We start from the raw sequence: 21,092 nt of genomic DNA, 5'->3' as shown, positions 1-21,092 counted from the left end.
GAGCAGGCACCAAGTCTTAGTGGCGCCGTGGGGGCTTTGCGCACGGTCACATGAGCAAACAAACATGAGGCCGTAAATGTCGCTGATCGAGCATGATATCTCCGAAGACATTCACCCCATTGATCTTGTCGAGACCCTCGCCGAGTATAATGACTGGGAATTCGAACGCGTCGCCGAGGACCAGATCGCTATGGCGGTCGAGGGTCAGTGGCGGACCTATTCCATCACCCTCGCATGGTCGGACTACGACGAGACCCTGCGCCTGATTTGCACGTTCGAGATGGAGCCACCCGAAGACACGCTGCCCAAGATTTACGAAGTGCTCAACCACGCCAACGACCAATGTTGGACGGGGGCGTTTTCCTATTGGAACGAGCAAGGTCTGATGGTGTTCCGCTATGGCTTGCCGCTCATGGGCGGCCAATTGGTCAGCTCCGAGCAAATCGACCGCCTGATCGGATCGGCCGTTGGCAATTGCGAACGCTTTTACCCCGCCTTTCAATTGGCTGCGTGGTCGGATCGCACCGCCAAAGACGCAATGGATATCGCGATCCGCGAGGCGTATGGCCGCGCGTGACCGCAGCACATCGCCTAGCTCACGGGGGGGTGTGCATCTGCGCGCGGCCCCTGTCGTTGCGCTTGTGATTTGAGCCGCTAAAATGCCCCCTGTTCCCGCAGGGGGTTTTTAATTCGACACGATGGAAAGTGGGAAATGCCATGTCTATGGATGATGTAACGACACGCGGATTGGTCCTTTTAGGGTGCGGAAAAATGGGCTCGGCCATGCTCAAGGGATGGTTGGAGGGCGGGTTGCCGGCATCGTCCGTGACCGTGATCGCCCCGCGCCCGTCCGACTGGGTCAAATCCACGGGCGTCAATATCAACACCGCGCTGCCCACCAATCCTGCGGTGGTTCTGCTCGCGGTCAAGCCGCAAAAGATGGCCGAGGCGCTGCCTGCGTTGCAGGCCTTGGGCAATGGCTCCACCGTGTTTTTGTCCGTGGCTGCCGGTCTCACGCTTGCCAATTACGAGGCGATGCTTGGCGCGGATACCCCGATTGTTCGCGCTATGCCCAACACCCCCGCCGCCGTGGGGCGCGGCATTACGGGGATTGTGGGCAATGCGGCGGTGAGTGCGGCGCAAATGGATTTGGCCGACACGCTCCTACAGGCCGTGGGACAGGTGGTGCGCCTCGAAAACGAGGGCCAGATGCGGGCGCTCACGGCAGTATCGGGTTGTGGCCCCGCCTATGTGTTCCACCTGATCGAAACCATGGCGGCGGCAGGTGAAAAGGCGGGTCTATCGGCGGATCTGGCGCTGCAACTGGCGCGTACCACCGTCGCGGGTGCGGGGCATCTGGCCGAAAATTCGGAGGAAACCCCAACCCAGTTGCGCATCAATGTGACCTCGCCCAACGGGGTAACGGCCGAGGCGCTGCGGGTCTTGATGAGCGAAACCGATGGCTTTCCACCTTTGCTCGACCGTGCCATTCAGGCCGCGATGGCCCGCGATGCGGAGCTTGGGCAATGAGCGACGAGATTGCGTTTGACGATTTTCTAAAGGTCGATGTGCGGGTGGGAACCATCACCCGCGCCGAACCCTATCCCGAGGCCCGCACGCCCGCGATCAAACTGTGGATCGATTTCGGCGGCGAGATCGGTGAGAAGAAATCATCGGCCCAGATCACCGTGCATTATGCGCCCGAGACCCTGATCGGAACGCAAGTGATGGCGGTGGTCAATTTTCCGCCGCGCCAGATCGGCCGGTTCATGTCGGAGGTTCTGGTGCTCGGGTTTCCGGACGCCAACGGCAAGGTTGTGTTGGCGCGTCCCGATCAAACGGTACCTGTGGGCGGGCGGTTGCACTAACCGCTCAGGGTGCGGCGCGGTCGCCCATGGCCTCGCGCCAATGACGGCGGCACAACGAGACATAGCGCTCGTTGCCGCCGATCTCGACCTGCGCGCCCTCGGTGAGAACAGTGCCGGCCTCATTCATGCGCACGACCATCGTGGCCTTTTTCCCGCAATGACAGATGGTGCGCACCTCGCGCATTTCATCGGCGAGGGCCAAAAGGGCCGCCGAGCCGGGAAAGAGATGCCCCTGAAAATCGACGCGCAAGCCATAGGTCATGATCGGCACGCCCAAATCATCGACGACACGCGCCAGTTGCCAGACCTGATCGTGGCTCAGGAATTGCGCCTCGTCGATAAAGATGCAGGTCACGGGGCTCTGGTCCAGGCGGGCTTTGATCTTGGCAAACAGATCCTCGCCCTCTCCGAACGTATCGGCCTCTTCACCGATGCCGATGCGGCTACCGATGCGCCCCTCGCCCGCGCGGTTGTCGAACTGCGCGGTCATCAGATAAGTGTCCATGCCGCGCTCGCGGTAGTTGTGCGAGGCCTGCAACAACAGGGTCGATTTGCCCGCGTTCATGGTCGAGTATTGAAAATAGAGCTTTGCCATAGGGATAGGGTTTGCCCCACGACCGCAGTGCGATCAAGGGGACTTGGCACGAAAAAGGCGCGAAGGTTTCCCCCCGCGCCTGATTTCGGATCAGCCTTGTGATTTGCCGCCGCCGGACCGCCGGCGGCTGTGGCCGGGACGACCGCCGCCATTGGCCGCTTTGGGGGCGCCGCCTTGGGGTTTGCCGCCGCCCGAACGGCGTGGTCCACCGCGGCCGCCGCCACCGCCGCCGCCGCCATTGCCACGACGGCCTTGCTGCTTGGGTTTGGGTTCGGCTTTTTGGTCATCTGCGGCCCATGACGCGGCTGTCGCGATGGGGATGCGGATTTTCATAACCTTCTCGATCGAGCGGAAATCGTCCAACTCGGTGGGCGCACAGAATGCTACGGCCTTGCCGTCACGCCCCGCACGCGCGGTGCGGCCAATGCGGTGAACGTAATTTTCCGGTACGTTGGGCAATTCGTAGTTGTAGACGTGGCGCACGGCGGGAATGTCGATACCACGCGCCGCCACATCGGTGGCCACGAGGACCTCGATCTGACCGTTGCGGGCGTCCTTGATGGTGCGCTCGCGTTGGTTTTGCGATTTGTTGCCGTGGATCGAACCGGCGTTAAAGCCCGCCTTTTGCAACTGTTTGGACATGCGTTCCGCGCCGTGTTTGGTGCGCGAGAAGACAAGTGCCAGATCGCCACGGTGTCCGGCAAGCATCTCTTTGAGCGTGTCGAATTTATCGCCCGCAGGGATGAAATGGACCTCTTGGTCGATCTTGTCGGCGGCCTTGCCCGCAGGGGACACTTCGACGCGCACAGGCGATGTGAGATAGCTTTGCGCGATCTCGTTCATCTGTTTGCTCATCGTGGCCGAGAACAACATGGTCTGACGCTCTTTGGCGAGCATCGGCACCAATTTGCGCAGCGCATGGATGAACCCCATGTCGAGCATCTGGTCGGCCTCGTCGAGCACGAGGAACGAGGTCTCGGACAGGGTGATGGCGCGGCGGTCAATCAGATCCATCAGGCGGCCGGGCGTGGCGACAAGGATGTCGGTGCCACGCTCAAGGCGCTTGATCTGGTTGTTGATCGAGGTGCCGCCCACAACGCGGTTCAATTTGAGATGCGTGTCTTTGATGTAGGGAAACAGCGTGTCGGCGATCTGGTTCACCAACTCGCGGGTCGGGGCGAGGATCAGCGCCCGCGCGGTCTTTGCCGATGGTTTGGAACCTTCGGTCAGGGCCATGTGCAACAGCGGCAGGCCAAAGGCCAGTGTTTTACCGGTGCCGGTCTGGGCAAGGCCCATCACGTCGCGGCCATTCATCACTTCGGGAATGGCGCGGGCTTGAATCGGGGTGGGGGTCTCAAGTTTCATATCTTTCAACAACTTGAGAAGGCGCGGCTGAAGGCCGAGCATAGAAAAATCAGTCATAAACGTCCTTTGGTGGGTAGCCCACACAGCATGACGCACCCCGAAACGGGGCGCTTTTGATGGTCGCGGGAAAGGATACCGAAGAGGGCCGATTGCCCTGCTCGTCTTCCCGCCGACCCCATGCGTGATTTTGGGATCTGGTGGCCGATATCGGCCATGGTGTGACGTCTGCGGCGCGGTCCATCATGGACACATACGCGGCTGCTCACGCGGCAGCATGGGACGTCTGTAAGGGACACATGGGGGAGTTCGGACCATAAGTCAAGGATTTGCTGCGCCTGCAAAATAAAACGCCCCGCTCATTGGCGGGGCGTTTGTTATGTTTCACGATGTCGAGTGACCTTACAACTCTTGCAAGCTCATCACGTCCATCTCGCCCTCGACCCGTGATTTGATCGCCATCGCGGCGGCGTGGGAGGCGGCGGCGGTGGTGAAATACGGGATCTTGTCGTAGAGCGCGACTTTGCGGATTTCGCGGGAATCCTCGACGGCTTGGGTGCCTTCGGTCGTGTTCAGAACCAATGCAATCTCGCCGTTTTTCATGATGTCGGCAATGTTCGGGCGGCCCTCGTAGACCTTGTTCACCACCGTGGTGGCGATGCCGTTTTCCTCGAAAAACTTGGCGGTGCCACGGGTGGCGACGATTTCAAAACCGAGATCGGAGAGGGTCTGGATCGCTTCGACCATCTTGGGCTTTTTGTCATAGTCTTTGACGGATACGAACACTTTGCCGCCTGACGGCAGGTCGGTGCCTGCGCCCAATTGCGCCTTGAGGAAAGCGCGTGCAAAGCTCACATCCTGCCCCATGACCTCGCCCGTGGAACGCATCTCCGGTCCCAAAATCGTGTCGACGCCGGGGAAGCGGGCAAAGGGCAGCACGGCTTCTTTCACCGCAAAGCGGCCGGTTTTGGACGGGTCGACCAGATCGAAGTTCGCCATTTTCTCGCCTGCCATGAGGCGTGCGGCGATGGAGGCGATGGGCGAATTCACGGCTTTGGCCACAAACGGCACGGTGCGCGAGGCCCGTGGATTGACCTCGATGAGGAAAATCACATCGTCCTTGACCGCGAACTGCACGTTCATCAGACCCACAACATTGAGCGCCAAAGCCAGTTCAACCGTCTGGCGTTTCAGCTCCTCGACAATCTCGGGTTTGAGCGAGTAGGGCGGCAGCGAACAGGCACTGTCGCCGGAGTGGACACCGGCCTCTTCGATGTGCTGCATGATGCCCGCAACGTGGACGGTTTCGCCATCGGACAGCGCATCGACGTCGACCTCTGTGGCGCCCGACAGATAGCTGTCGAGCAACACGGGGCTATCGCCAGACACCACCACGGCATCACGGATGTAGCGTTTGAGCTGATCCATATCGCGCACGATTTCCATCGCACGACCACCCAGAACATAGGACGGGCGGATGACAAGCGGGAAGCCGATGTCGACAGCGATTTCAAGCGCTTGCGCATCGGTGGAGGCAATGCCGTTGTGCGGCTGTTTGAGGCCCAAACGGTTCACGAGATCCTGGAACCGCTCACGGTCCTCGGCCAGGTCGATCGCGTCGGGCGAGGTGCCGAGGATCGGGATGCCTTCGTCTTGCAAGGCCTGCGCGATTTTCAGCGGGGTCTGGCCACCAAACTGGACGATCACGCCGTGCAGCGTGCCGTTTTCCTGTTCCACGCGCAGGATTTCCATCACGTGTTCAAAGGTCAGCGGCTCGAAATACAGACGATCCGAGGTGTCGTAGTCGGTGGACACGGTTTCGGGGTTACAGTTGACCATGATGGTCTCGTAGCCCTGCCCGGTGAGCGAGAAACAGGCGTGACAGCAACAGTAGTCGAACTCGATCCCTTGGCCGATGCGGTTCGGCCCGCCGCCCAGAATGACGACCTTTTTGCGGTCCGATGGCCGTGCCTCGCATTCTACGTCGCCCATCATCGGGGCCTCGTAGGTGGAGTACATATAGGGCGTTTGTGCCTCGAACTCGGCGGCACAGGTGTCGATACGTTTGAACACGGCGTTGACGCCAAGGTTGCGGCGCGCACGGCGCACGTCAGCCTCTTTACCTTCCGTCAGCTTGGCCAGACGGGCATCGGTGAAGCCCATCATCTTGACAGCCCGCAGCCCCTCTTCGGTGGTGGGCAGCCCGTCTTTGCGGATGTCGTTTTCCATCGCCACGATTTCGCGGATGCGGGCGAGGAACCACGGATCGTAGCTGTTGATTTCGTTGATTTCGGCGTCGGAGAACCCGAACCGCATGGCTTGGGCAATCACGCGCAAACGGTCCGGCGTGGCTTTTGCCAGTTCCCGGGTGACGCTCTTGTCGATCTTGCGCTGTGCCTGTTCGTCCGCCCCGCTCAGGATGAACGGCAAGCTGTCCGCAGTGCCGGCGGTCTCGATGATTTGCGCCGGTTGCGGCATGTCGGGCAGGTCGATTTCGTCAAACCCTGTGAGGCCGGATTCCATTGACGCAAGCGCCTTTTGCAGGCTCTCGTGAATCGTGCGGCCAATTGCCATGGCCTCGCCCACGGATTTCATCGCGGTGGTCAGGTTCGGCTCGGAGCCGGGGAATTTCTCGAACGCGAATTTCGGGATCTTGGTGACAACATAGTCGATGGTCGGCTCAAAGGACGCAGGCGTCACTTTGGTGATGTCGTTGTCCAATTCGTCGAGCGTGTAGCCCACGGCCAGTTTCGCGGCGATCTTGGCAATCGGGAAACCCGTTGCCTTGGACGCCAGAGCCGACGAGCGCGACACGCGGGGGTTCATCTCGATCACGATCATGCGGCCATCGACGGGGTTCACCGCCCACTGCACGTTGGAGCCGCCCGTTTCCACGCCGATCTCGCGCAGCACGTTGATGGAATGGGTGCGCATCAACTGGTATTCTTTATCGGTGAGCGTCAGCGCCGGGGCCACCGTCACACTGTCGCCGGTGTGCACGCCCATCGGGTCGACGTTCTCGATCGCACAGACGATAATGGCGTTGTCGGCGGTGTCGCGGACCACTTCCATCTCGTATTCCTTCCACCCGAGCAGGCTCTCGTCGATGAGAATCTGCGCCATGGGTGAGGCTTCCATGCCCGAGCGGCAAAAGTGTTCGTAATCGTCGCGGTTGTACGCCACGCCGCCGCCGGTGCCGCCAAGGGTAAAGGCGGGGCGGATGATGGCCGGAAGGCCGATTTCTTCGAGGGCGTCCATCGCCATTTTCAGGCCGGCGGAGATGTCGTATTTGCCGTGGGACAGTTTTGGCGCGGTGACAATCGTGGCCTTGGGGTTTTCGATGCCCAGACGGTCCATGGCCTCGCGGAACAGTTTGCGATCCTCGGCCATTTCGATCGCGGCACGTTTTGCCCCGATCAGCTCGACGTTGAATTTCGCCAGAATGCCCAGATCATCCAACTCGAGCGCGGTGTTCAGACCCGTTTGACCGCCCATCGTGGGCAGGAGCGCGTCGGGGCGCTCTTTCTCGATGATCTTGGCCACGACCTCGGCGGTGATCGGCTCGATATAGGTGGCATCGGCCATGTCAGGGTCGGTCATGATGGTCGCGGGGTTGGAGTTGACCAGAATGACGCGGTACCCCTCTTCGCGCAGCGCTTTACAGGCTTGGGCGCCGGAGTAATCAAACTCGCATGCCTGTCCGATCACAATCGGCCCCGCCCCAATAATCATAATCGACTGGATATCGGTTCTTTTGGGCATGGCAGACCTCTGATGTTTGTGCAGCACGGCACACCCCCTGTCGGGGGGGGTGCAAATTGTCGTGGGTTATAGCCGTGACAGGCGCAGGTGCAAGACCAACACGTCGCGATTGCCTTATTTTTTCACGCAGCAGGTGGCCGCGCGGTGAGCAGGCGCAGACCAAGTGCCAACATGACGATAAGCGGCGGCACGATAGAGACAAGCCCCGTTTGGTTATAGGCGATGAGCGCGGAGAACACGGGATAGGAGAACAGCACTCCGATTACCGCCAACCAAGCCCAGGCAGCGCGGGTGGAAAAGACGTGAAACAGGGCGGGCAACAGCATCAGTGGCAAAATGAAATAGTGTCCCCATGACAGCGGGCCAAACAATGCCCCGAGCAAGGTGAGCGAGAGCCAGAGTGCGGGGGCGCTCATGGCACGCCCTTTACGCACAAGTGTCGCAAGCCCGACGAGCAGCAGCAATTTTGGGATCCATTCCACCCACGCGGGCGCATCCAGAATAGCCACGGCGAGGGTGCGTCCGTCAGGCAGGGGGATGCCCGCACGCATGGCGTGGAGGTGATACAGCAGGGATTCGAGCGCGTAATTGACCTTGGTATAGACCACCATCCCGTTGATCTGGTCGAGCCGCGACAGCATCGCCAGATGCAGGTCTACCCCCGCCACGAGGATCGACAACACAAGGAGCGACAGGGCGCTCACAGACATGGCAATCGCGGCGCGCCAGTCGCGGTGGATCAGAAATACAAGGCCGAACAGCGCGGGCTGTAGTTTGATCGCAGCGGCGAGGCCCATCAGAATGCCCGCCGCCACGGGGCGGTCGCGGGTCGCGCACAGGATGGACAGCATAACGATAAAGGTCACGGCGATTTGTGGCTGGTTCTGGATGATCGCGCCGAGCGACGGGGCCGAGAGTGCGAGCAAGCCATAGCCGACCAAAAGCCAGACCTGCGCCGACACCTCGCGCGGGCGGGCGATTGCGTAGCCGATTGCGGGCAGGGCTGCGAGCATGGCCATCTGCACGATCAGAACCACGTTGAAAAAGGGTGCCGGCGCGACATGGTCCACAACCGGGGCCAGCGCATAGGCCCAGATCGGCGGATATAGATAGGGCAGGATCACGCGGTCTTGCACCCCAAGCTGCACCGCCAAATCGCGCCACTCGGGCGGCGTCCCGGGGGAGAAAAAATCGGGCGGGGCGGCATAGATGATCTCGGGGGTGCCGATGGCCACGGATTTGGCGGCGAAATACAACGCGGACAGATCGGCGGGCCACCCGTCCCAAAAGGCCGACACAAAGGTATAGATGAACCCGACGGCCAGAACCGCTTGCAAGACCCAAAGGCGCAGGGGGAGCCGCGGTGCCGGCGGATCAAAACTTGGGTGCGACATGGGTGGGCCTGACTGATGATCGGTACAACATGCGGCTTTAGTTGCCGCTTTTGGTGCAGATTGCCCGAGGAATGTCCCCCACGCAAGGCTACGAGGCCCATTCTCCCCGCTGCAAGGCTTGACTTTCCCCCGCCCAGATTGTGTATCGGAGCCAACGTTTCCAGACTGCCCACCCACCAAAGGGACATGATTACATGCACGCCTACCGTAGCCACACCTGCGCCGAACTGAACAAATCCAACGTCGGCGATACCGTCCGTCTGTCGGGCTGGGTGCATCGCATCCGTGACCACGGCGGCATCCTGTTTATTGACCTGCGCGACCATTACGGCGTCACACAGGTGCTTTGCGATCCCGATAGCCCTGTGTTCAAAGACATGGAAAAAGTGCGCTCGGAATGGTGTATCCGCATCGACGGCAACGTCAAAGCCCGCGATCCCGAACTGGTCAACGACAAGCTGCCCACGGGCGAGGTCGAGGTTTTCGTGCGCGATCTCGAGGTGCTCGGTGCCTCCGAGGAATTGCCGCTGATCGTGTTCGGCGATCAGGAGTACCCCGAAGAAACCCGCCTGAAATACCGGTTCCTCGATCTGCGTCGCGAAGCGATGCAAAAGAACATGATCCTGCGCTCCAACGTGGTGGCCGATCTGCGCAAACGCATGTGGGCGCAGAATTTCAACGAATTCCAGACGCCGATCATCACCGCCTCCTCGCCTGAGGGGGCGCGCGATTTCCTCGTGCCGTCCCGTTTGCACCCCGGAAAATTCTACGCCCTGCCGCAGGCGCCACAACAGTTCAAACAGCTGATCATGGTGTCGGGCTTTGACAAGTATTTCCAAGTGGCCCCGTGTTTCCGCGACGAAGATCCCCGCGCCGACCGCTCGCCCACCGATTTCTATCAGCTCGACATGGAGATGTCGTTCGTGTCGCAACAGGACATTTTCGACACGATGGAACCCGTGATTGCGGGCATGTTCGACGAATTCGGCAAAGGCCGCAAAGCCAACCGTGACTGGCCGCAAATCTCCTACAAGGATTCCGCGCTGTGGTACGGCACCGACAAACCCGACCTGCGCAACCCGATCAAGATGCAGGACGTCTCCGAGCATTTCCGTGGCTCCGGCTTTGCCATCTTTGCCTCGCTGCTTGAAAACGAAGGCACCGAAGTGCGTGCGATTCCCGCGCCCAAAGGTGGCTCGCGCAAATTCTGTGACCGCATGAACAAATTCGCCCAGCAAGAGGGTCTGCCCGGCATGGGCTACATCTTCTGGCGTGATCAGGGCGAGGGCATGGAAGCCGCAGGTCCATTGGCCAAAAACATCGGCCCAGAGCGCACCGAGGCGATCCGTCAACAGCTTGGCCTTGAGGTTGGCGACGCCGCCTTCTTCCTTGGCGGCAAGCCCAAAGCCTTTGAACGCGTGGCCGGCAAGGCGCGGACCGTGATTTGGGAAGAAACGCCCAAAGCACCCGAAGACGAAAACTGGCGCGACAGCTTCCAATTCGCATGGATCGTGGATTTCCCGATCTATGAAAAGGACGAAGAGACAGGCAAAATCGATTTTGAACACAACCCGTTCTCGATGCCACAGGGGGGAATGGACGCGCTGTTGGGCGACCCGCTCGATGTGCTCGGCTACCAATATGACCTTGCGTGTAACGGCTACGAACTGGTGTCCGGCGCAATCCGCAACCACCGCCCCGAAATCATGTTCAAGGCCTTTGAACTGGCGGGCTACGGCGAAGAGGAAGTGCGCAAACGCTTTGGCGCTCTGGTCAATGCATTCCAATACGGCGCTCCGCCCCACGGTGGCTGTGCGCTTGGCATCGACCGCGCTGTGATGCTCTTGGCCGATCAGGACAACATCCGCGAAGTGATCATGTTCCCGATGAACCAACGCGCCGAAGACCTGATGATGAACGCGCCCTCCGATCCGCAAAACGAACAGTTGCGCGAACTCAGCCTGCGCGTCATCCCACGCGAAGACTAACCGTCTCGCACCACAGGGTATCGCCTAAAAACGCGGCGCGGGGGGAACCTTCGCGCCGCTTCTGCGTCTACCCGCCGCAGGTGTTGTTCGACACCTGAGACGCCCGGGGATTGACGCGCCCTAGCTTGCCTGGCTCATGGTGATCCGGTTTTGCACAAGACCCGCAATGCGTGCCACATCGGTGCGATAGGGCTGTCCTGCCTCGCGGTGGCGCGCAAGGGTCTGTGCGGCTTCGGCCACTTCGGTGTCGCCCGCCGTGCGTGCCACACCCGCAAGGAACTGCGCGATATAGTCGAGCATCTCATCGCCGTTGTGTGCGGTGAGAATATCCGCCACATGGGAAAAGTCGTCTTGCAGGGCGATGGGGTCGGGGTCGATCTGTTCGTCCGTGATGATGCGTAGCCCACTCGGGCGGGCCGCCTCGGGCAAGGCATCCAATACCATTTCTTGAAAGGCCCCGAGATTGGCGATGGGTTTCTCGATAAACCCGTGTGCGCCGGCGGCCTGTGCCGTGGCGCGGGTGCCGCTGTCGCCCGACATGCCGATGACGCAATCCACAGGCGAATGCAAATGGGTCAGCTCGTCGATCAGATCGGCCCCCGACCCGTCGGGCAAGCCGAGGTCCACGATCACCACATTGGGGCGGTACACCGCCAGATGTTTATGCGCCGCCGCAAGGCTGTCGGCACGGCGGATGCGCGCCCCTGATCGCAAACACAACAAGCGCACCGCCTCGGAGGCAAAGCGGCTGTCTTCAACCACAAGAACCGTCAGCCCGAGCAACGGGCGCTGTGGCGTCGGTTTTTGCAATGGCATCAGGTCGTCGAGGATGTCGGACATTGGACAGGTCTCCGGTTTGAGGGTCCCCAAACTAAACGCAAGATTGGTGAAGGCTCCGTTAACCGCGCGTGGATTTGTCCACCCTGCGCCCCTTTGACGCTTGCGAGCCTGCCGGTGAGGGGCGATAACATTTCCCTAGAGAGCATTCATCTGGAGGAGAGAGACATGATTGGCCGTCTCAACCACGTCGCGATTGCTGTGCCTGATCTTGAGGCCGCATCGGCGCAATACGCAAACACTTTGGGCGCAAAGGTAAATCCGCCTCAGGACGAGCCGGACCACGGCGTCACGGTGGTGTTCATCGAGCTGCCCAATACCAAAATCGAATTGCTCTACCCCTTGGGGGACGACTCCCCGATCAACGGATTTCTGGAGAAAAATCCGGCGGGCGGCATTCACCACATGTGTTACGAGGTCGAGGATATTCTTGCGGCCCGCGACCGTCTCAAGGCGGACGGCGCACGGGTTTTGGGAACTGGCGAGCCAAAAATCGGCGCCCACGGCAAACCGGTCTTGTTTTTGCACCCTAAAGACTTCAATGGCTGTCTGATCGAACTAGAACAGACCTGACGACCTGACACAAAGGAAACGCGATGGCGATTACATCTGCAATAGTTCTGTTTGCGGTGACGTGGTTCATGACCATGTTCATCGCGCTTCCGATCGGCCTGAAGACCCAAGGCGACATGGGCGAAAAGGTCGAGGGAACGCATTATGGCGCCCCCGCCAACTACAACCCGCGGCGCAAAGCCGTGATTGTCACGATCATTGCCTTTGTGATCTGGGTGGGTCTGGTGAGTTTTATCACCCTGACCGATTTGACGTGGCATGATCTGGACTGGACCACGCGTCTGCCGCCTGTGGCCGACAACTAAGGTCGATCGCACAGAGACGCCGCGCCGCGCATCATCGCGGTGCGGCGTGCATCGCGTCACCCTCGAGGCGCATGAACATATGCGTAAAGGTGGCCACGCCCAAAACGGGGATCAACAGGTTCACAAGCGGGATCGACAGCGGCACCGCCATCACGGCCCCCGCGACCCAGATCGCCCCCATATGACGTTTGCGCGCCGCCTTTGCGCCCTCACGACCCAAGCGGCGCATGGCGATCATCTGAAAATACTCGCGCCCCAACAAAAAGCCGTTGAGCGCCCAAAAGATCAACGGTGCGGCGATGTTCAGCAACAGGTAGAGCGCAAGCGCCACCACGTTGGCGGCGATTAAAACGCCCAGAAACCCAAGCGAATCCAACACTGTATCAGAGAGAGACTGACGTGGCGCGGTGGGCAGTGCGGGGTAGTGGCGGTCCTCCACGGCCTCGGCGACCTCGTCGAGAAACAGACCGGTAAAGGCGGAGGCCACCGGCACCATCAAAAACACCGACAGCGCAATCATCACAAAGAACGAGCCGACCGACAGTGCCACACCCAGACCGATTTCCCCAATCCACGGCAGTGTGATCGTGTCGGGTAAAAACAGGCCCAACACCCATACGAACGCGATGTAGATGGCCACCAAAAGCCCGAGCGTCAGCCCGATTCCCTTTCCCAGAACCGCGCGAAATCGCGGGTCGGTCATCTGGGCGACGGCCTTGGCAAAATCGCCGAACATCAGGCGCTGACCCAATCGGTGATTGCATCGACATCGGGACGGGGGCGTTCGGGCGGGGCGGAGGTTTCGGTGCCGATATGGATGATGCCCGCAATCTGTTCGTGTGCGGCAAGGCCAAGCTCCGCCTCGCAGAATGTGCGATCGTGGCTGATCCAACCCGAAAGCCAGTTTGCGCCCCATCCGGATGCCAATGCGGCGTTCAAAAGCGACAGACACACCGCACCTGCGGAATAGATCTGTTCGATATGCGGGACTTTTTCGTTGTCGACAGGGGCGGCCACAACAACAACGGCAAGGTTGCCGTCCGAGAATTGTTTGGTGTTTTTCTCCACCTTGTCGGGGGCATAGCCGAGCGTCTCGCCCAAACGCGTCACCACGCCCGCCAAACGGTCAAGTGCGGCTTTTTCCAACACGATAAACCGCCAAGGTTCCAGTTTGCCGTGGTCGGGCGTGCGGGCGGCTGCGGTCAGGATCGGCTCCAACTGCGCCCGTGTCGGCACGGGCAGGGTCAACGTTTTGGCGGGGCGCGACCGGCGGGACAGCAAAAATTCCAGAGCGGCGGGGTTCGGTGTGGGCATGGGGCGTCCTTTTACGGTCGATGTTGCGTGCGATCGCAAACGGGATGCGGTCTTGTTTCCCCTTTTATCTCGGGGCTTTTGCGGGCAATTTCAAGCCACTGATCGTATTTCGCCCCCGCATTCGGCGCCACAACCGTCCGCTCCGCAACAAAACGAAGGTGAGGTCGCATGAACAAAACAGACCTGAGAACGGCGCTTGAGGCTGTGGTGCGAGACGGCGAATTGCCGGTGCGCGTCACGCCCAAAGCCTCGCGCAATGCGGTCGTCGTGGAACCGGGGGAGGCGGGCGCGGTGGTTCGCGTCTATGTCACCACCGTGCCGGAAAACGGCAAGGCCACAAAGGATGTGGTGAAATTGCTCGCCAAAGCGATGGGTCGGCCCAAATCCGCGCTTGCTTTGGTGCGTGGCGAAACCGCCCGCGATAAAGTGTTCCGCCTGAACGATTAAGGTCAGGGGCGCGGCTGTACACGACTTCGCGATTGGCAAAAGTCCCCGTACCGGCCTAAACTGTGCACTCCCGATCCGCAGTTCGAGTAGCTATAGCAAATGATCCCCTTTCGCATTATTTCCGCCTTTGGTGCCGCCGTCGCTTTGTCGGCCTGTGTGACGCCTGTCACCACCGCACCCTCTGCGCCTGCGTCCACCTCCACCGCTGTGCCAAGCGGCGCGAACACAGGGGCCACGCTTGCGCAATTCACCTCGGTTGTGGCGCGGATGGAACCCGTGGCCGAGGCCGAATGCCGCGCCCGTGCGCCGGGGGCCAATTGCGATTACAAAATCGTGGTCGACCGCCGCGCCGATGCGCCCGCCAACGCCTATCAATCCGTAACAGAAAGCGGTCAGCCGACCATCACATTTACCGTCGCGTTGATCGCGGACGTCTATAATGTCGATGAGTTGGCCTTTGTCATGGGCCATGAGGCGGCGCACCATATTCGCGGTCACCTGTCACGGACACAGGACACGGCGGTTGCGGGCGCTGTGATTGGCAGCTTGCTCGGGGCGGCGCTTGGTGCGGATGCGCAGGGGCTGCAAACCCTGCAAAACCTCGGCGCCACGGTCGGGTCGCGTACCTACTCCAAATCCTACGAACTGGAGGCGGATCAACTGGGCACGATCATCACCGCGCGGGCGGGCTATAACCCCGTGCGCGGCGCGCAGTATTTTACCCGCATCCCCGATCCCGGCGATCAGTTTCTGGGCTCCCACCCGCCCAACGCGCAGCGCATTGAAACCGTAAAGCGCACTATGGCGACGATGTAGGGCCGTCAATCGTGCGGACAATCGTGCGGGCGTGACGGCGGCGTTCTCGCCCGCCACAAACGCACTGCAACCCTGCGTTGCTCCGTTTTCAGGCATACGCCGAGAAAATCGCCGGTCACGGCCCTCAATCGTGCGGTTTTGACACGGATCAAGGTCAGCGCCCGCGCCGCGTGCTGTCTTTGCCGCCGTATGGTCGGGCCGTTGCCTGACTGTGAACACGACGGGGGCCACAGATGATCGTCAACCGCACATTCAAAGCGCATTCCGCCCTTTTGACGCGCATGGCCGACACGCTTGGTGTGGATCTGGTCGCGGCGCTCCGTCATGGTACGGTCGAGCCACGCGAGATGACCGGACATGTGTATCGGTGCCTGAGTTGTTCGTCGCCCGACACCTGTCGCACATTTATAAACGCGCATACGGACACGGGTGCAAAATCCGCACCGTGCTATTGCCGCAACAAACAGACCCTCGAACGGATGGCGCGACAATAACGCGCCCGTTCCGTCCACCGCAAAGATCATGCGGCGGGGTCAGGAGGAAAACAGGATGGTGAATAACGCAATCAAGCCCGGTGACGCCTGCTTGTTGCACGGCATGGCCGAACGCCTTGGCGCGGATGTCGCGGCGGCGGTGAATGCGGGAGAGATGACCGCGGCCGAACTGTCAAATATCGTTGTGCGATGTGGCCAGTGTACCAAGCATGACGACTGTATTTTGTGGATGTTGGAACATCAAGGGGCGCAACAGGCCGCCCCCGACTATTGCCTGAATACCCAAGAGCTGAACTATGTGCGTGCCGTGCAGTCGGGTGAAACGTCCCACTGATACCCGCCGCAAATAACGCGCCACTTTCGAACGTTTGACACAGAAAACGGCCCCCATGCGGGGGGCGCTTTTTCGTCGGTGTCGGGTCTACTTGCCCATAACCTCAAAGGCGCCCATCAACCGGCCCGGTTCGGCACCCGCCAGATCGATCACGGTGCTCGTCGGGGTTGCGCCCTTGTACCCTGCGGCAACCATTTTGGCGGCCAAGGCATCGCCATCGGTGTCAAACACAGGTGCCAGTGTCGCGAGGTCTTTCGCCCCGAGCATCTGGACCGCCGCAAACCCCGGACGTCCGCCCCCCGCCTGTTCGGTGTCGGGCATCACATAGCCGCCGATGGTCAGGGCGAAAAAACCGAGCATCAAAACAAGCGCGATCGGGCGTTTGAAATAGGTCAAAAAGGCCCGCCAGTTAATCACGAGGTGCAAGCCCACGGCGGCCATCATCGCCAAACCGATGATTTCGTGTAGCCACCGACCCGCGTCCGTAACGATGTGAAAATACCAAAGCGTCCCCGTAACACCCGTAACAAGAAATGTGCCGACTGTGAGCGGAGTGGCGAATTTACGCAGAGTTGAAGTGGTAGACATGGCGTTCACCTTTCTCTTGATCGGTCATACCCATTGAACGCCGCGCGCCGCGCTTTCCGTCGAGGATTTGGAGACATGCGTAAGAAAAATCTTGCGCTGTGGCCCGTCATTTCCGACCCTGTGCGTCACGCATTCTCTCGCGATGGAACAACGAACATGCAAAAGCTGATCTACACGTACAAACGGCTGATCCTGCGCACGATCTGGAGCCTGCACGGCCTGCGTGCCACATGGGCGAGCGAGCATTCGTTCCGCACGTGGGTCTGGGCCAATCTCGCCTCTGCCACGCTCGCCTGTGTGCTTGACCTGACGGCGGCGGAACGCGGTCTGATCCTTGCGCTCGGGCTTTTGATCCTTGCCGCCGAACTGATCAATACGGCGATCGAGGACGCCGTGGATTATATTTCAACCGACAACCACCCGCTCGCCAAACGCGCTAAGGATGCGGGGTCGGCGGGGGTGTTCGTCACGTCCGTGGCGGCGGGTGTGGCGTGGGTGGTGGTGCTCATCGGCTAATCTCGCTACACCGCGCCCCATGCAGATCTTTGACAACATTCTCACCGACCGCGGATCAAAATACGCCGTTTCCGGCGGGCCGTGCGCGGATGTGGATGCCGCCAAAGCCTTTGTCAAAGCCCTATGCCGAACCAAAAAGTTCGCGAAAGCCACGCACAACTCGTGGGGCCTGATCTGTGGTGACGGGCCGGTCAAAAACGATGACGGCGAAAGCGGCGCAGGCATGGTGATTGTGCGGATGTTGGAACGCGAGGGGCTATCGGGTCACATCGTCGTCGTGACACGGTGGTACGGCGGCAAACACCTTGGCGGTGACCGGTTCCGCCATGTGCAAACGGCGGTGCGTCACTACCTTGATCAGCTGTGACGCGCCAAGCGGGCCTGACGCCGTTTGTGCCACCGGTAAATCACCGGCGCCAGAATGCGGTCATAGGTGAACACCGTGACGGGGCGCACAACCGGCCACCCTGTGACCCGCGCAAGCCAGAGGTAGCGCGGCATCTGCGCCCATAGCACCCGAAACGCGGGCATCCCGGACACCAGTTCCCCCGCATGCAGCACATACAACCGCCGCGCCGCCGTATCCGTGTCTATGCCCCATTCCCCCGCCGCGCAATTGAGATCATCGAACCGGATCGGCAGGGCATTGTTGCCGGCGTAGGCCGCGTAATGCCCGATCTCGAACGCGCACACGGGGCACTGTGCATTGAACAACACGGCGGTGTCTGTGGCGGGCGTCGGGGCGGGTCTGGTGTCGGGGTCTGTCTGTGTCATGGCCGTCATCTAGCGCGGTTGGGTTAAAATCCCACGCTATTTTGCCGCGACCTGCTCCACCGCGCCGCCCGCGTCCCGCCACGCCGAAAACCCGCCCTCGATATGGGCGACGTTGTCAAACCCCATGTCCTGTGCGGTTTTGGTGGCCAGGGCCGAGCGCCACGCCGAAGCGCAATAAAATACGATCTGTTTGGCCTCGGCCAAGACCGGTTTGTGGTAGGGGCTGCCCGGATCGATCCAGAACTCCAACATCCCGCGCGGACAATGGAATGCCCCCGCAATCTTGCCCTCCCGCTCCAACTCACGACGATCCCGCAGATCGACGATCAAGGTGTCAGGGTCATCCACCAACGCCATGGCCAGTTCGGTCGGAAGAGTGGCGATCTGGTCATAGGCCTCGGCCAGAAGGTCTTGGTAGGTTTTGGTCATAGGGGGGCTCCTTTGGGGGAGAGTGGACGGGCAGGTGCAATGGGTTAAGCTCGACGCCACGCCACAAGGTCAAGAACCTGCCGTCTTTGTACTCAAAATAACTTTGTCGTATGAGGGCAAATGTGTGCAGGCGAATGCAATCATTTCTTTTCGTGCAATCGCAACCAGTGCTTCAACGCGCTCTTCATTTGCTTCTTCAATGTTTTTTTCTCGTCTAATTGTCTTCGAGGCAAGGCGCGTCCATTGATCCGTTAGCTTTTTGCAGTTTCCGAGGTCAACAGTGGCATCTTTTAAAGCTTCGTATAGGTTGCGGCGCATGGTCATGTCGCCACGTCCAATGATCATTCTGGTGTGAATGCGCTCTCCGTAAAACTCTGTTTCAAAGACAATCAAATGTCGTGATTCAGTAAAGTCGCCATGCACCATACTTGGGTTCTTTCTCCATGCAGGTACAAACAATCTGCAATAGGTGGAGGAGCTTGAGTCCTGTTGGAGTAATACGCCTGTTCGATCTTTGATTTCCGAAATTATCCCAGGCATGACGTCTGTAGATTGAATCTTGGCGCTGATGTCGCGCATCGGGCTCGGGCGTTGACTCATAAGATATTCAAGCGTTTGGCCGTGCTTTTGCCAAAGCTTTTTGGCTAGGCTTTCCATTTTTTCGTCAGGCACAAATTTTCTCCTCAGCATGCTAACGTATGCTTCTAGCATTTGTCTTGAGTTCGGGGTTCCTGCTGATGCCTTGGTTGCCCTCTCCAATGCCTCGCACAATGCTGAAAACCCCAGTGCATTCCACACAGCGCTTGATCCTTCCATTCCTGTAGGCGAAACGAGGAAATAGCGAATTTTATAACCGTCCCAGAGGTGCTCGGCGATCTCTTCATAGCGTGAGAGTTGATTACTATGTTCTTTGGCGTGAACTTTAAGCTCGATCACAAAAACAGTTTTGGGGGTGAAGTCTTCTAGGATTATAACCAAATCCATGTTTCGGAATTCGCGTAAGATTTCTACGCGGCCAATATCCGTGAGGGAAAGCTCAAGCCGAAGGTCATGATCACCGCTTGCGTCAAGCATGCAGTCCAGAAATGATGCCAGTACTGTTTCGCCAAAGCCGTGAGGGGCAAGAGGGTCCAGCGCATTTGCAAGAAAATTGCTGTGCCTTATCTCGCTGTTGGATACTTTCAAGGCGTCAAACGGACAATATGTATCTTGGGACTGGGTGAGCTCGGTGAATTCTGGCCCAAGAATAAGATTTGTTAAATTCTCTAATTCGGGCAAATTTTCCCCCACAAATCATACTCCCCTGCTTCATCAACGTCCACCGTCACCAAATCCCCGACGGACACCCCGTCCGTTCCTTCGTCAATAAACAGGTTCCCGTCGATCTCTGGTGCATCCGCTTTGGTGCGGCAGGTGGCGATGCCGTCTTCGTCGATGTCGTCCACGATGACCTGCATCGTCTGGCCGACCTTGGCCTCAAGCTTGGCTTCGGAAATGGATTGTGCCTTTTGCATGAACCGCTCCCACCGCTCTTGTTTGACCGCTTCGTCAACATGATCGGGCAGGGCGTTTGATCGCGCACCCGCAACGTTTTCGTATTTGAAACAGCCCACCCGATCGAGTTGCGCCTCGTCGAGCCAGTCGAGCATATATTGGAACTCGGCCTCGGTTTCGCCCGGGTAGCCGACGATGAATGTCGAGCGCAGGGTGATGTCGGGGCAGTCCGCCCGCCATGCCGCGATCTCGTCGAGCACCTTGGCCGAGGCGGCAGGGCGCGCCATGCGTTTGAGCACATCGGGGTGGCCGTGTTGGAACGGGATGTCGAGGTAGGGCAGCACCGCACTGCCCGCATCCGCCATCAGCGGGATCAGCTCGCGCACGTGCGGGTAGGGGTAGACGTAATGCAGCCGCACCCAAAGATCATCCGCCGCACCCAACTGTCCCAATTCGCGGGTCAGGTCGGTGATGTGGCTGCGCACCTCGCGGGCATCGCTATTTTTCGGCGCCCACAGGTGCGTGTCATAGCGACGGTCCAACCCGTAGGCGGAGGTGTCCTGTGAGATCACGAGCAATTCCTTGACGCCCGCCTCCACCAGTTTTTCGGCCTCGCGCAACACTGCGTGGACGGGGCGCGACTGCAATTTGCCGCGCATGTCGGGGATGATGCAGAATTTACAGGCGTGGTTGCAGCCCTCGGAGATTTTCAGATAGCTGAAATGGCGCGGCGTCAGGCTCACACCGCTCGCGGGCAACAGGTCGATGAACGGATCGGGCGCGGGCGGCACTGCGCCATGCACCGCGTCGAGCACCTGTTCGTACTGGTGTGGCCCCGTGACGGCCAGAACCTTGGGGTGGACCCCCGTGATATATTCGGGATCGGCCCCGAGACACCCCGTGACGATCACCTTGCCGTTTTCACTGAGCGCCTCACCAATGGCCTCAAGGCTCTCGGCCTTGGCGCTATCGAGAAACCCGCAGGTGTTCACAATCACCGCATCCGCGCCCGCATAATCGGACCCGATTTGATAACCCTCGGCCCGCAATCGCGTCAAAATGCGCTCGCTGTCGACCAAGGCCTTTGGACAGCCAAGGGACACCATGCCGATGGTCGGCTGACCGGCGCGGGGTGTGACATCAAACGTGGCCTTGGGGGCCAGATCGGGGCGGAGATTCGGAGGATTTGTGCTCATGGACCG

The 21,092-nt window shown here is 59.9% G+C and carries 24 protein-coding genes; 12 read left to right on the top strand and 12 right to left on the bottom strand.

Going from position 1 to position 21,092, the window contains the following annotated elements:
• Nucleotides 1-76: 76 nt before the first annotated feature.
• The 3 genes from ACN0Q0_RS10705 (at nt 77) to ACN0Q0_RS10695 (ending at nt 1,868) form a co-directional block, all read left to right on the top strand.
• Nucleotides 77-577 (top strand): YbjN domain-containing protein, encoded by a 501-nt coding sequence (locus tag ACN0Q0_RS10705; protein WP_417243386.1) that lies wholly within the window; start codon nt 77-79, stop codon nt 575-577.
• Between the two features lie 140 nt (nt 578-717).
• Nucleotides 718-1,530, top strand: coding sequence for a pyrroline-5-carboxylate reductase (gene proC / locus ACN0Q0_RS10700; RefSeq protein WP_417243385.1), 813 nt, complete (start codon nt 718-720; stop codon nt 1,528-1,530).
• A complete protein-coding gene (locus ACN0Q0_RS10695; RefSeq protein ID WP_417243384.1) occupies nt 1,527-1,868 on the top strand; it encodes a tRNA-binding protein in 342 nt (113 codons plus the stop codon). The genes proC and ACN0Q0_RS10695 overlap by 4 nt, the downstream gene beginning before the upstream one ends.
• Before the next feature lie 4 nt (nt 1,869-1,872).
• Here the strand turns inward: ACN0Q0_RS10695 and ACN0Q0_RS10690 are convergent, their stop codons facing one another.
• The 4 genes from ACN0Q0_RS10690 to ACN0Q0_RS10675 all read right to left on the bottom strand — a co-directional run bounded on the left by ACN0Q0_RS10690 (nt 1,873) and on the right by ACN0Q0_RS10675 (nt 8,981).
• On the bottom strand, nt 1,873-2,463 hold the full coding sequence (locus ACN0Q0_RS10690) for a thymidine kinase (protein ID WP_417243383.1): 591 nt from the start codon (nt 2,461-2,463) through the stop codon (nt 1,873-1,875).
• A 90-nt stretch (nt 2,464-2,553) separates the two neighbouring features.
• Nucleotides 2,554-3,885 (bottom strand): DEAD/DEAH box helicase, encoded by a 1,332-nt coding sequence (locus ACN0Q0_RS10685; RefSeq protein ID WP_417243382.1) that lies wholly within the window; start codon nt 3,883-3,885, stop codon nt 2,554-2,556.
• Between the two features lie 342 nt (nt 3,886-4,227).
• On the bottom strand, nt 4,228-7,587 hold the full coding sequence (gene carB / locus ACN0Q0_RS10680; RefSeq protein ID WP_417243381.1) for a carbamoyl-phosphate synthase large subunit: 3,360 nt from the start codon (nt 7,585-7,587) through the stop codon (nt 4,228-4,230).
• Between the two features lie 122 nt (nt 7,588-7,709).
• Entirely contained in the window at nt 7,710-8,981 is a 1,272-nt protein-coding gene (locus tag ACN0Q0_RS10675; RefSeq protein WP_417243380.1) for a glycosyltransferase family 87 protein, read from the bottom strand.
• A gap of 194 nt (nt 8,982-9,175) precedes the next feature.
• Here ACN0Q0_RS10675 and aspS point away from each other — a divergent pair, with 194 nt between their 5' ends.
• Entirely contained in the window at nt 9,176-10,969 is a 1,794-nt protein-coding gene (gene aspS, locus ACN0Q0_RS10670; protein ID WP_417243379.1) for an aspartate--tRNA ligase, read from the top strand.
• A 120-nt stretch (nt 10,970-11,089) separates the two neighbouring features.
• Here the strand turns inward: aspS and ACN0Q0_RS10665 are convergent, their stop codons facing one another.
• The gene (locus ACN0Q0_RS10665; RefSeq protein ID WP_417243378.1) at nt 11,090-11,809 is read right to left on the bottom strand and encodes a response regulator; all 720 of its coding nucleotides are present in this window, start codon (nt 11,807-11,809) and stop codon (nt 11,090-11,092) included.
• Between the two features lie 165 nt (nt 11,810-11,974).
• Here ACN0Q0_RS10665 and mce point away from each other — a divergent pair, with 165 nt between their 5' ends.
• Both mce and ACN0Q0_RS10655 read left to right on the top strand, forming a co-directional pair.
• On the top strand, nt 11,975-12,379 hold the full coding sequence (gene mce / locus ACN0Q0_RS10660) for a methylmalonyl-CoA epimerase (protein ID WP_417243377.1): 405 nt from the start codon (nt 11,975-11,977) through the stop codon (nt 12,377-12,379).
• A 23-nt stretch (nt 12,380-12,402) separates the two neighbouring features.
• On the top strand, nt 12,403-12,684 hold the full coding sequence (locus ACN0Q0_RS10655; protein WP_417243376.1) for a DUF1467 family protein: 282 nt from the start codon (nt 12,403-12,405) through the stop codon (nt 12,682-12,684).
• Between the two features lie 31 nt (nt 12,685-12,715).
• Here the strand turns inward: ACN0Q0_RS10655 and ACN0Q0_RS10650 are convergent, their stop codons facing one another.
• On the bottom strand, nt 12,716-13,420 hold the full coding sequence (locus tag ACN0Q0_RS10650; protein ID WP_417243375.1) for an EI24 domain-containing protein: 705 nt from the start codon (nt 13,418-13,420) through the stop codon (nt 12,716-12,718).
• Nucleotides 13,420-13,998, bottom strand: a complete 579-nt coding sequence (locus ACN0Q0_RS10645; RefSeq protein ID WP_417243374.1) for a nitroreductase — start codon at nt 13,996-13,998, stop codon at nt 13,420-13,422. The genes ACN0Q0_RS10650 and ACN0Q0_RS10645 overlap by 1 nt, the downstream gene beginning before the upstream one ends.
• A 168-nt stretch (nt 13,999-14,166) precedes the next feature.
• Between ACN0Q0_RS10645 and ACN0Q0_RS10640 the strand changes: the two genes are divergently transcribed.
• The 4 genes from ACN0Q0_RS10640 (at nt 14,167) to ACN0Q0_RS10625 (ending at nt 16,089) form a co-directional block, all read left to right on the top strand.
• Nucleotides 14,167-14,445 carry a DUF167 domain-containing protein gene (locus tag ACN0Q0_RS10640; protein WP_417243373.1) on the top strand — a complete coding sequence of 93 codons (279 nt, stop codon included), beginning with the start codon at nt 14,167-14,169 and terminating at the stop codon, nt 14,443-14,445.
• Nucleotides 14,446-14,544: 99 nt separating this feature from the next.
• A complete protein-coding gene (locus tag ACN0Q0_RS10635; protein WP_417243372.1) occupies nt 14,545-15,261 on the top strand; it encodes a M48 family metalloprotease in 717 nt (238 codons plus the stop codon).
• Between the two features lie 233 nt (nt 15,262-15,494).
• Nucleotides 15,495-15,755 (top strand): DUF6455 family protein, encoded by a 261-nt coding sequence (locus tag ACN0Q0_RS10630; protein WP_417243371.1) that lies wholly within the window; start codon nt 15,495-15,497, stop codon nt 15,753-15,755.
• A gap of 55 nt (nt 15,756-15,810) precedes the next feature.
• A complete protein-coding gene (locus tag ACN0Q0_RS10625; protein WP_417243370.1) occupies nt 15,811-16,089 on the top strand; it encodes a DUF6455 family protein in 279 nt (92 codons plus the stop codon).
• 87 nt (nt 16,090-16,176) lie between these two features.
• On the opposite strand, the gene ACN0Q0_RS10620 is transcribed toward ACN0Q0_RS10625, so the two are convergent.
• Nucleotides 16,177-16,677, bottom strand: a complete 501-nt coding sequence (locus tag ACN0Q0_RS10620) for a DUF4405 domain-containing protein (protein WP_417243369.1) — start codon at nt 16,675-16,677, stop codon at nt 16,177-16,179.
• Between the two features lie 75 nt (nt 16,678-16,752).
• Between ACN0Q0_RS10620 and ACN0Q0_RS10615 the strand changes: the two genes are divergently transcribed.
• Entirely contained in the window at nt 16,753-17,193 is a 441-nt protein-coding gene (locus ACN0Q0_RS10615; RefSeq protein WP_417243368.1) for a diacylglycerol kinase, read from the top strand.
• 19 nt (nt 17,194-17,212) lie between these two features.
• Nucleotides 17,213-17,560, top strand: a complete 348-nt coding sequence (locus tag ACN0Q0_RS10610; protein WP_417243367.1) for a YigZ family protein — start codon at nt 17,213-17,215, stop codon at nt 17,558-17,560.
• Here ACN0Q0_RS10610 and ACN0Q0_RS10605 read toward each other — a convergent pair.
• The 4 genes from ACN0Q0_RS10605 to rimO all read right to left on the bottom strand — a co-directional run bounded on the left by ACN0Q0_RS10605 (nt 17,551) and on the right by rimO (nt 21,086).
• Nucleotides 17,551-17,967, bottom strand: a complete 417-nt coding sequence (locus ACN0Q0_RS10605; RefSeq protein WP_417243366.1) for a thiol-disulfide oxidoreductase DCC family protein — start codon at nt 17,965-17,967, stop codon at nt 17,551-17,553. The genes ACN0Q0_RS10610 and ACN0Q0_RS10605 overlap by 10 nt on opposite strands.
• A 36-nt stretch (nt 17,968-18,003) precedes the next feature.
• Nucleotides 18,004-18,396 (bottom strand): rhodanese-like domain-containing protein, encoded by a 393-nt coding sequence (locus ACN0Q0_RS10600; RefSeq protein ID WP_417243365.1) that lies wholly within the window; start codon nt 18,394-18,396, stop codon nt 18,004-18,006.
• Between the two features lie 69 nt (nt 18,397-18,465).
• Nucleotides 18,466-19,674 (bottom strand): PD-(D/E)XK nuclease family protein, encoded by a 1,209-nt coding sequence (locus ACN0Q0_RS10595; protein WP_417243364.1) that lies wholly within the window; start codon nt 19,672-19,674, stop codon nt 18,466-18,468.
• Nucleotides 19,662-21,086 carry a 30S ribosomal protein S12 methylthiotransferase RimO gene (gene rimO / locus ACN0Q0_RS10590; protein WP_417243363.1) on the bottom strand — a complete coding sequence of 475 codons (1,425 nt, stop codon included), beginning with the start codon at nt 21,084-21,086 and terminating at the stop codon, nt 19,662-19,664. Before rimO ends, ACN0Q0_RS10595 begins: the two co-directional genes overlap by 13 nt.
• Nucleotides 21,087-21,092 lie beyond the last annotated feature (6 nt).

This window comes from Celeribacter sp., assembly GCF_048259695.1.
Taxonomy (GTDB): Bacteria; Pseudomonadota; Alphaproteobacteria; order Rhodobacterales; family Rhodobacteraceae; genus Celeribacter.
The sequence above is the reverse complement of the archived record's forward strand: the minus strand, read 5'-3'. Positions and strand labels throughout refer to the sequence as shown.

Excerpts from the sequence above, each read along its gene's own strand:
- ACN0Q0_RS10630 (WP_417243371.1), top strand. The coding sequence starts at position 15,495 with ATGATCGTCAACCGCACATTCAAAGCGCATTCCGCCCTTTTGACGCGC.
- rimO (WP_417243363.1), bottom strand. The coding sequence starts at position 21,086 with ATGAGCACAAATCCTCCGAATCTCCGCCCCGATCTGGCCCCCAAGGCC.
- aspS (WP_417243379.1), top strand. The coding sequence starts at position 9,176 with ATGCACGCCTACCGTAGCCACACCTGCGCCGAACTGAACAAATCCAAC.
- ACN0Q0_RS10640 (WP_417243373.1), top strand. The coding sequence starts at position 14,167 with ATGAACAAAACAGACCTGAGAACGGCGCTTGAGGCTGTGGTGCGAGAC.
- mce (WP_417243377.1), top strand. The coding sequence starts at position 11,975 with ATGATTGGCCGTCTCAACCACGTCGCGATTGCTGTGCCTGATCTTGAG.
- ACN0Q0_RS10685 (WP_417243382.1), bottom strand. The coding sequence starts at position 3,885 with ATGACTGATTTTTCTATGCTCGGCCTTCAGCCGCGCCTTCTCAAGTTG.
- ACN0Q0_RS10645 (WP_417243374.1), bottom strand. The coding sequence starts at position 13,998 with ATGCCCACACCGAACCCCGCCGCTCTGGAATTTTTGCTGTCCCGCCGG.
- ACN0Q0_RS10615 (WP_417243368.1), top strand. The coding sequence starts at position 16,753 with ATGCGTAAGAAAAATCTTGCGCTGTGGCCCGTCATTTCCGACCCTGTG.
- ACN0Q0_RS10695 (WP_417243384.1), top strand. The coding sequence starts at position 1,527 with ATGAGCGACGAGATTGCGTTTGACGATTTTCTAAAGGTCGATGTGCGG.
- ACN0Q0_RS10705 (WP_417243386.1), top strand. The coding sequence starts at position 77 with ATGTCGCTGATCGAGCATGATATCTCCGAAGACATTCACCCCATTGAT.
- ACN0Q0_RS10610 (WP_417243367.1), top strand. The coding sequence starts at position 17,213 with ATGCAGATCTTTGACAACATTCTCACCGACCGCGGATCAAAATACGCC.
- ACN0Q0_RS10650 (WP_417243375.1), bottom strand. The coding sequence starts at position 13,420 with ATGTTCGGCGATTTTGCCAAGGCCGTCGCCCAGATGACCGACCCGCGA.
- carB (WP_417243381.1), bottom strand. The coding sequence starts at position 7,587 with ATGCCCAAAAGAACCGATATCCAGTCGATTATGATTATTGGGGCGGGG.
- ACN0Q0_RS10665 (WP_417243378.1), bottom strand. The coding sequence starts at position 11,809 with ATGTCCGACATCCTCGACGACCTGATGCCATTGCAAAAACCGACGCCA.
- ACN0Q0_RS10625 (WP_417243370.1), top strand. The coding sequence starts at position 15,811 with ATGGTGAATAACGCAATCAAGCCCGGTGACGCCTGCTTGTTGCACGGC.
- ACN0Q0_RS10675 (WP_417243380.1), bottom strand. The coding sequence starts at position 8,981 with ATGTCGCACCCAAGTTTTGATCCGCCGGCACCGCGGCTCCCCCTGCGC.
- ACN0Q0_RS10620 (WP_417243369.1), bottom strand. The coding sequence starts at position 16,677 with ATGTCTACCACTTCAACTCTGCGTAAATTCGCCACTCCGCTCACAGTC.
- proC (WP_417243385.1), top strand. The coding sequence starts at position 718 with ATGTCTATGGATGATGTAACGACACGCGGATTGGTCCTTTTAGGGTGC.
- ACN0Q0_RS10655 (WP_417243376.1), top strand. The coding sequence starts at position 12,403 with ATGGCGATTACATCTGCAATAGTTCTGTTTGCGGTGACGTGGTTCATG.
- ACN0Q0_RS10600 (WP_417243365.1), bottom strand. The coding sequence starts at position 18,396 with ATGACCAAAACCTACCAAGACCTTCTGGCCGAGGCCTATGACCAGATC.
- ACN0Q0_RS10605 (WP_417243366.1), bottom strand. The coding sequence starts at position 17,967 with ATGACACAGACAGACCCCGACACCAGACCCGCCCCGACGCCCGCCACA.
- ACN0Q0_RS10690 (WP_417243383.1), bottom strand. The coding sequence starts at position 2,463 with ATGGCAAAGCTCTATTTTCAATACTCGACCATGAACGCGGGCAAATCG.
- ACN0Q0_RS10635 (WP_417243372.1), top strand. The coding sequence starts at position 14,545 with ATGATCCCCTTTCGCATTATTTCCGCCTTTGGTGCCGCCGTCGCTTTG.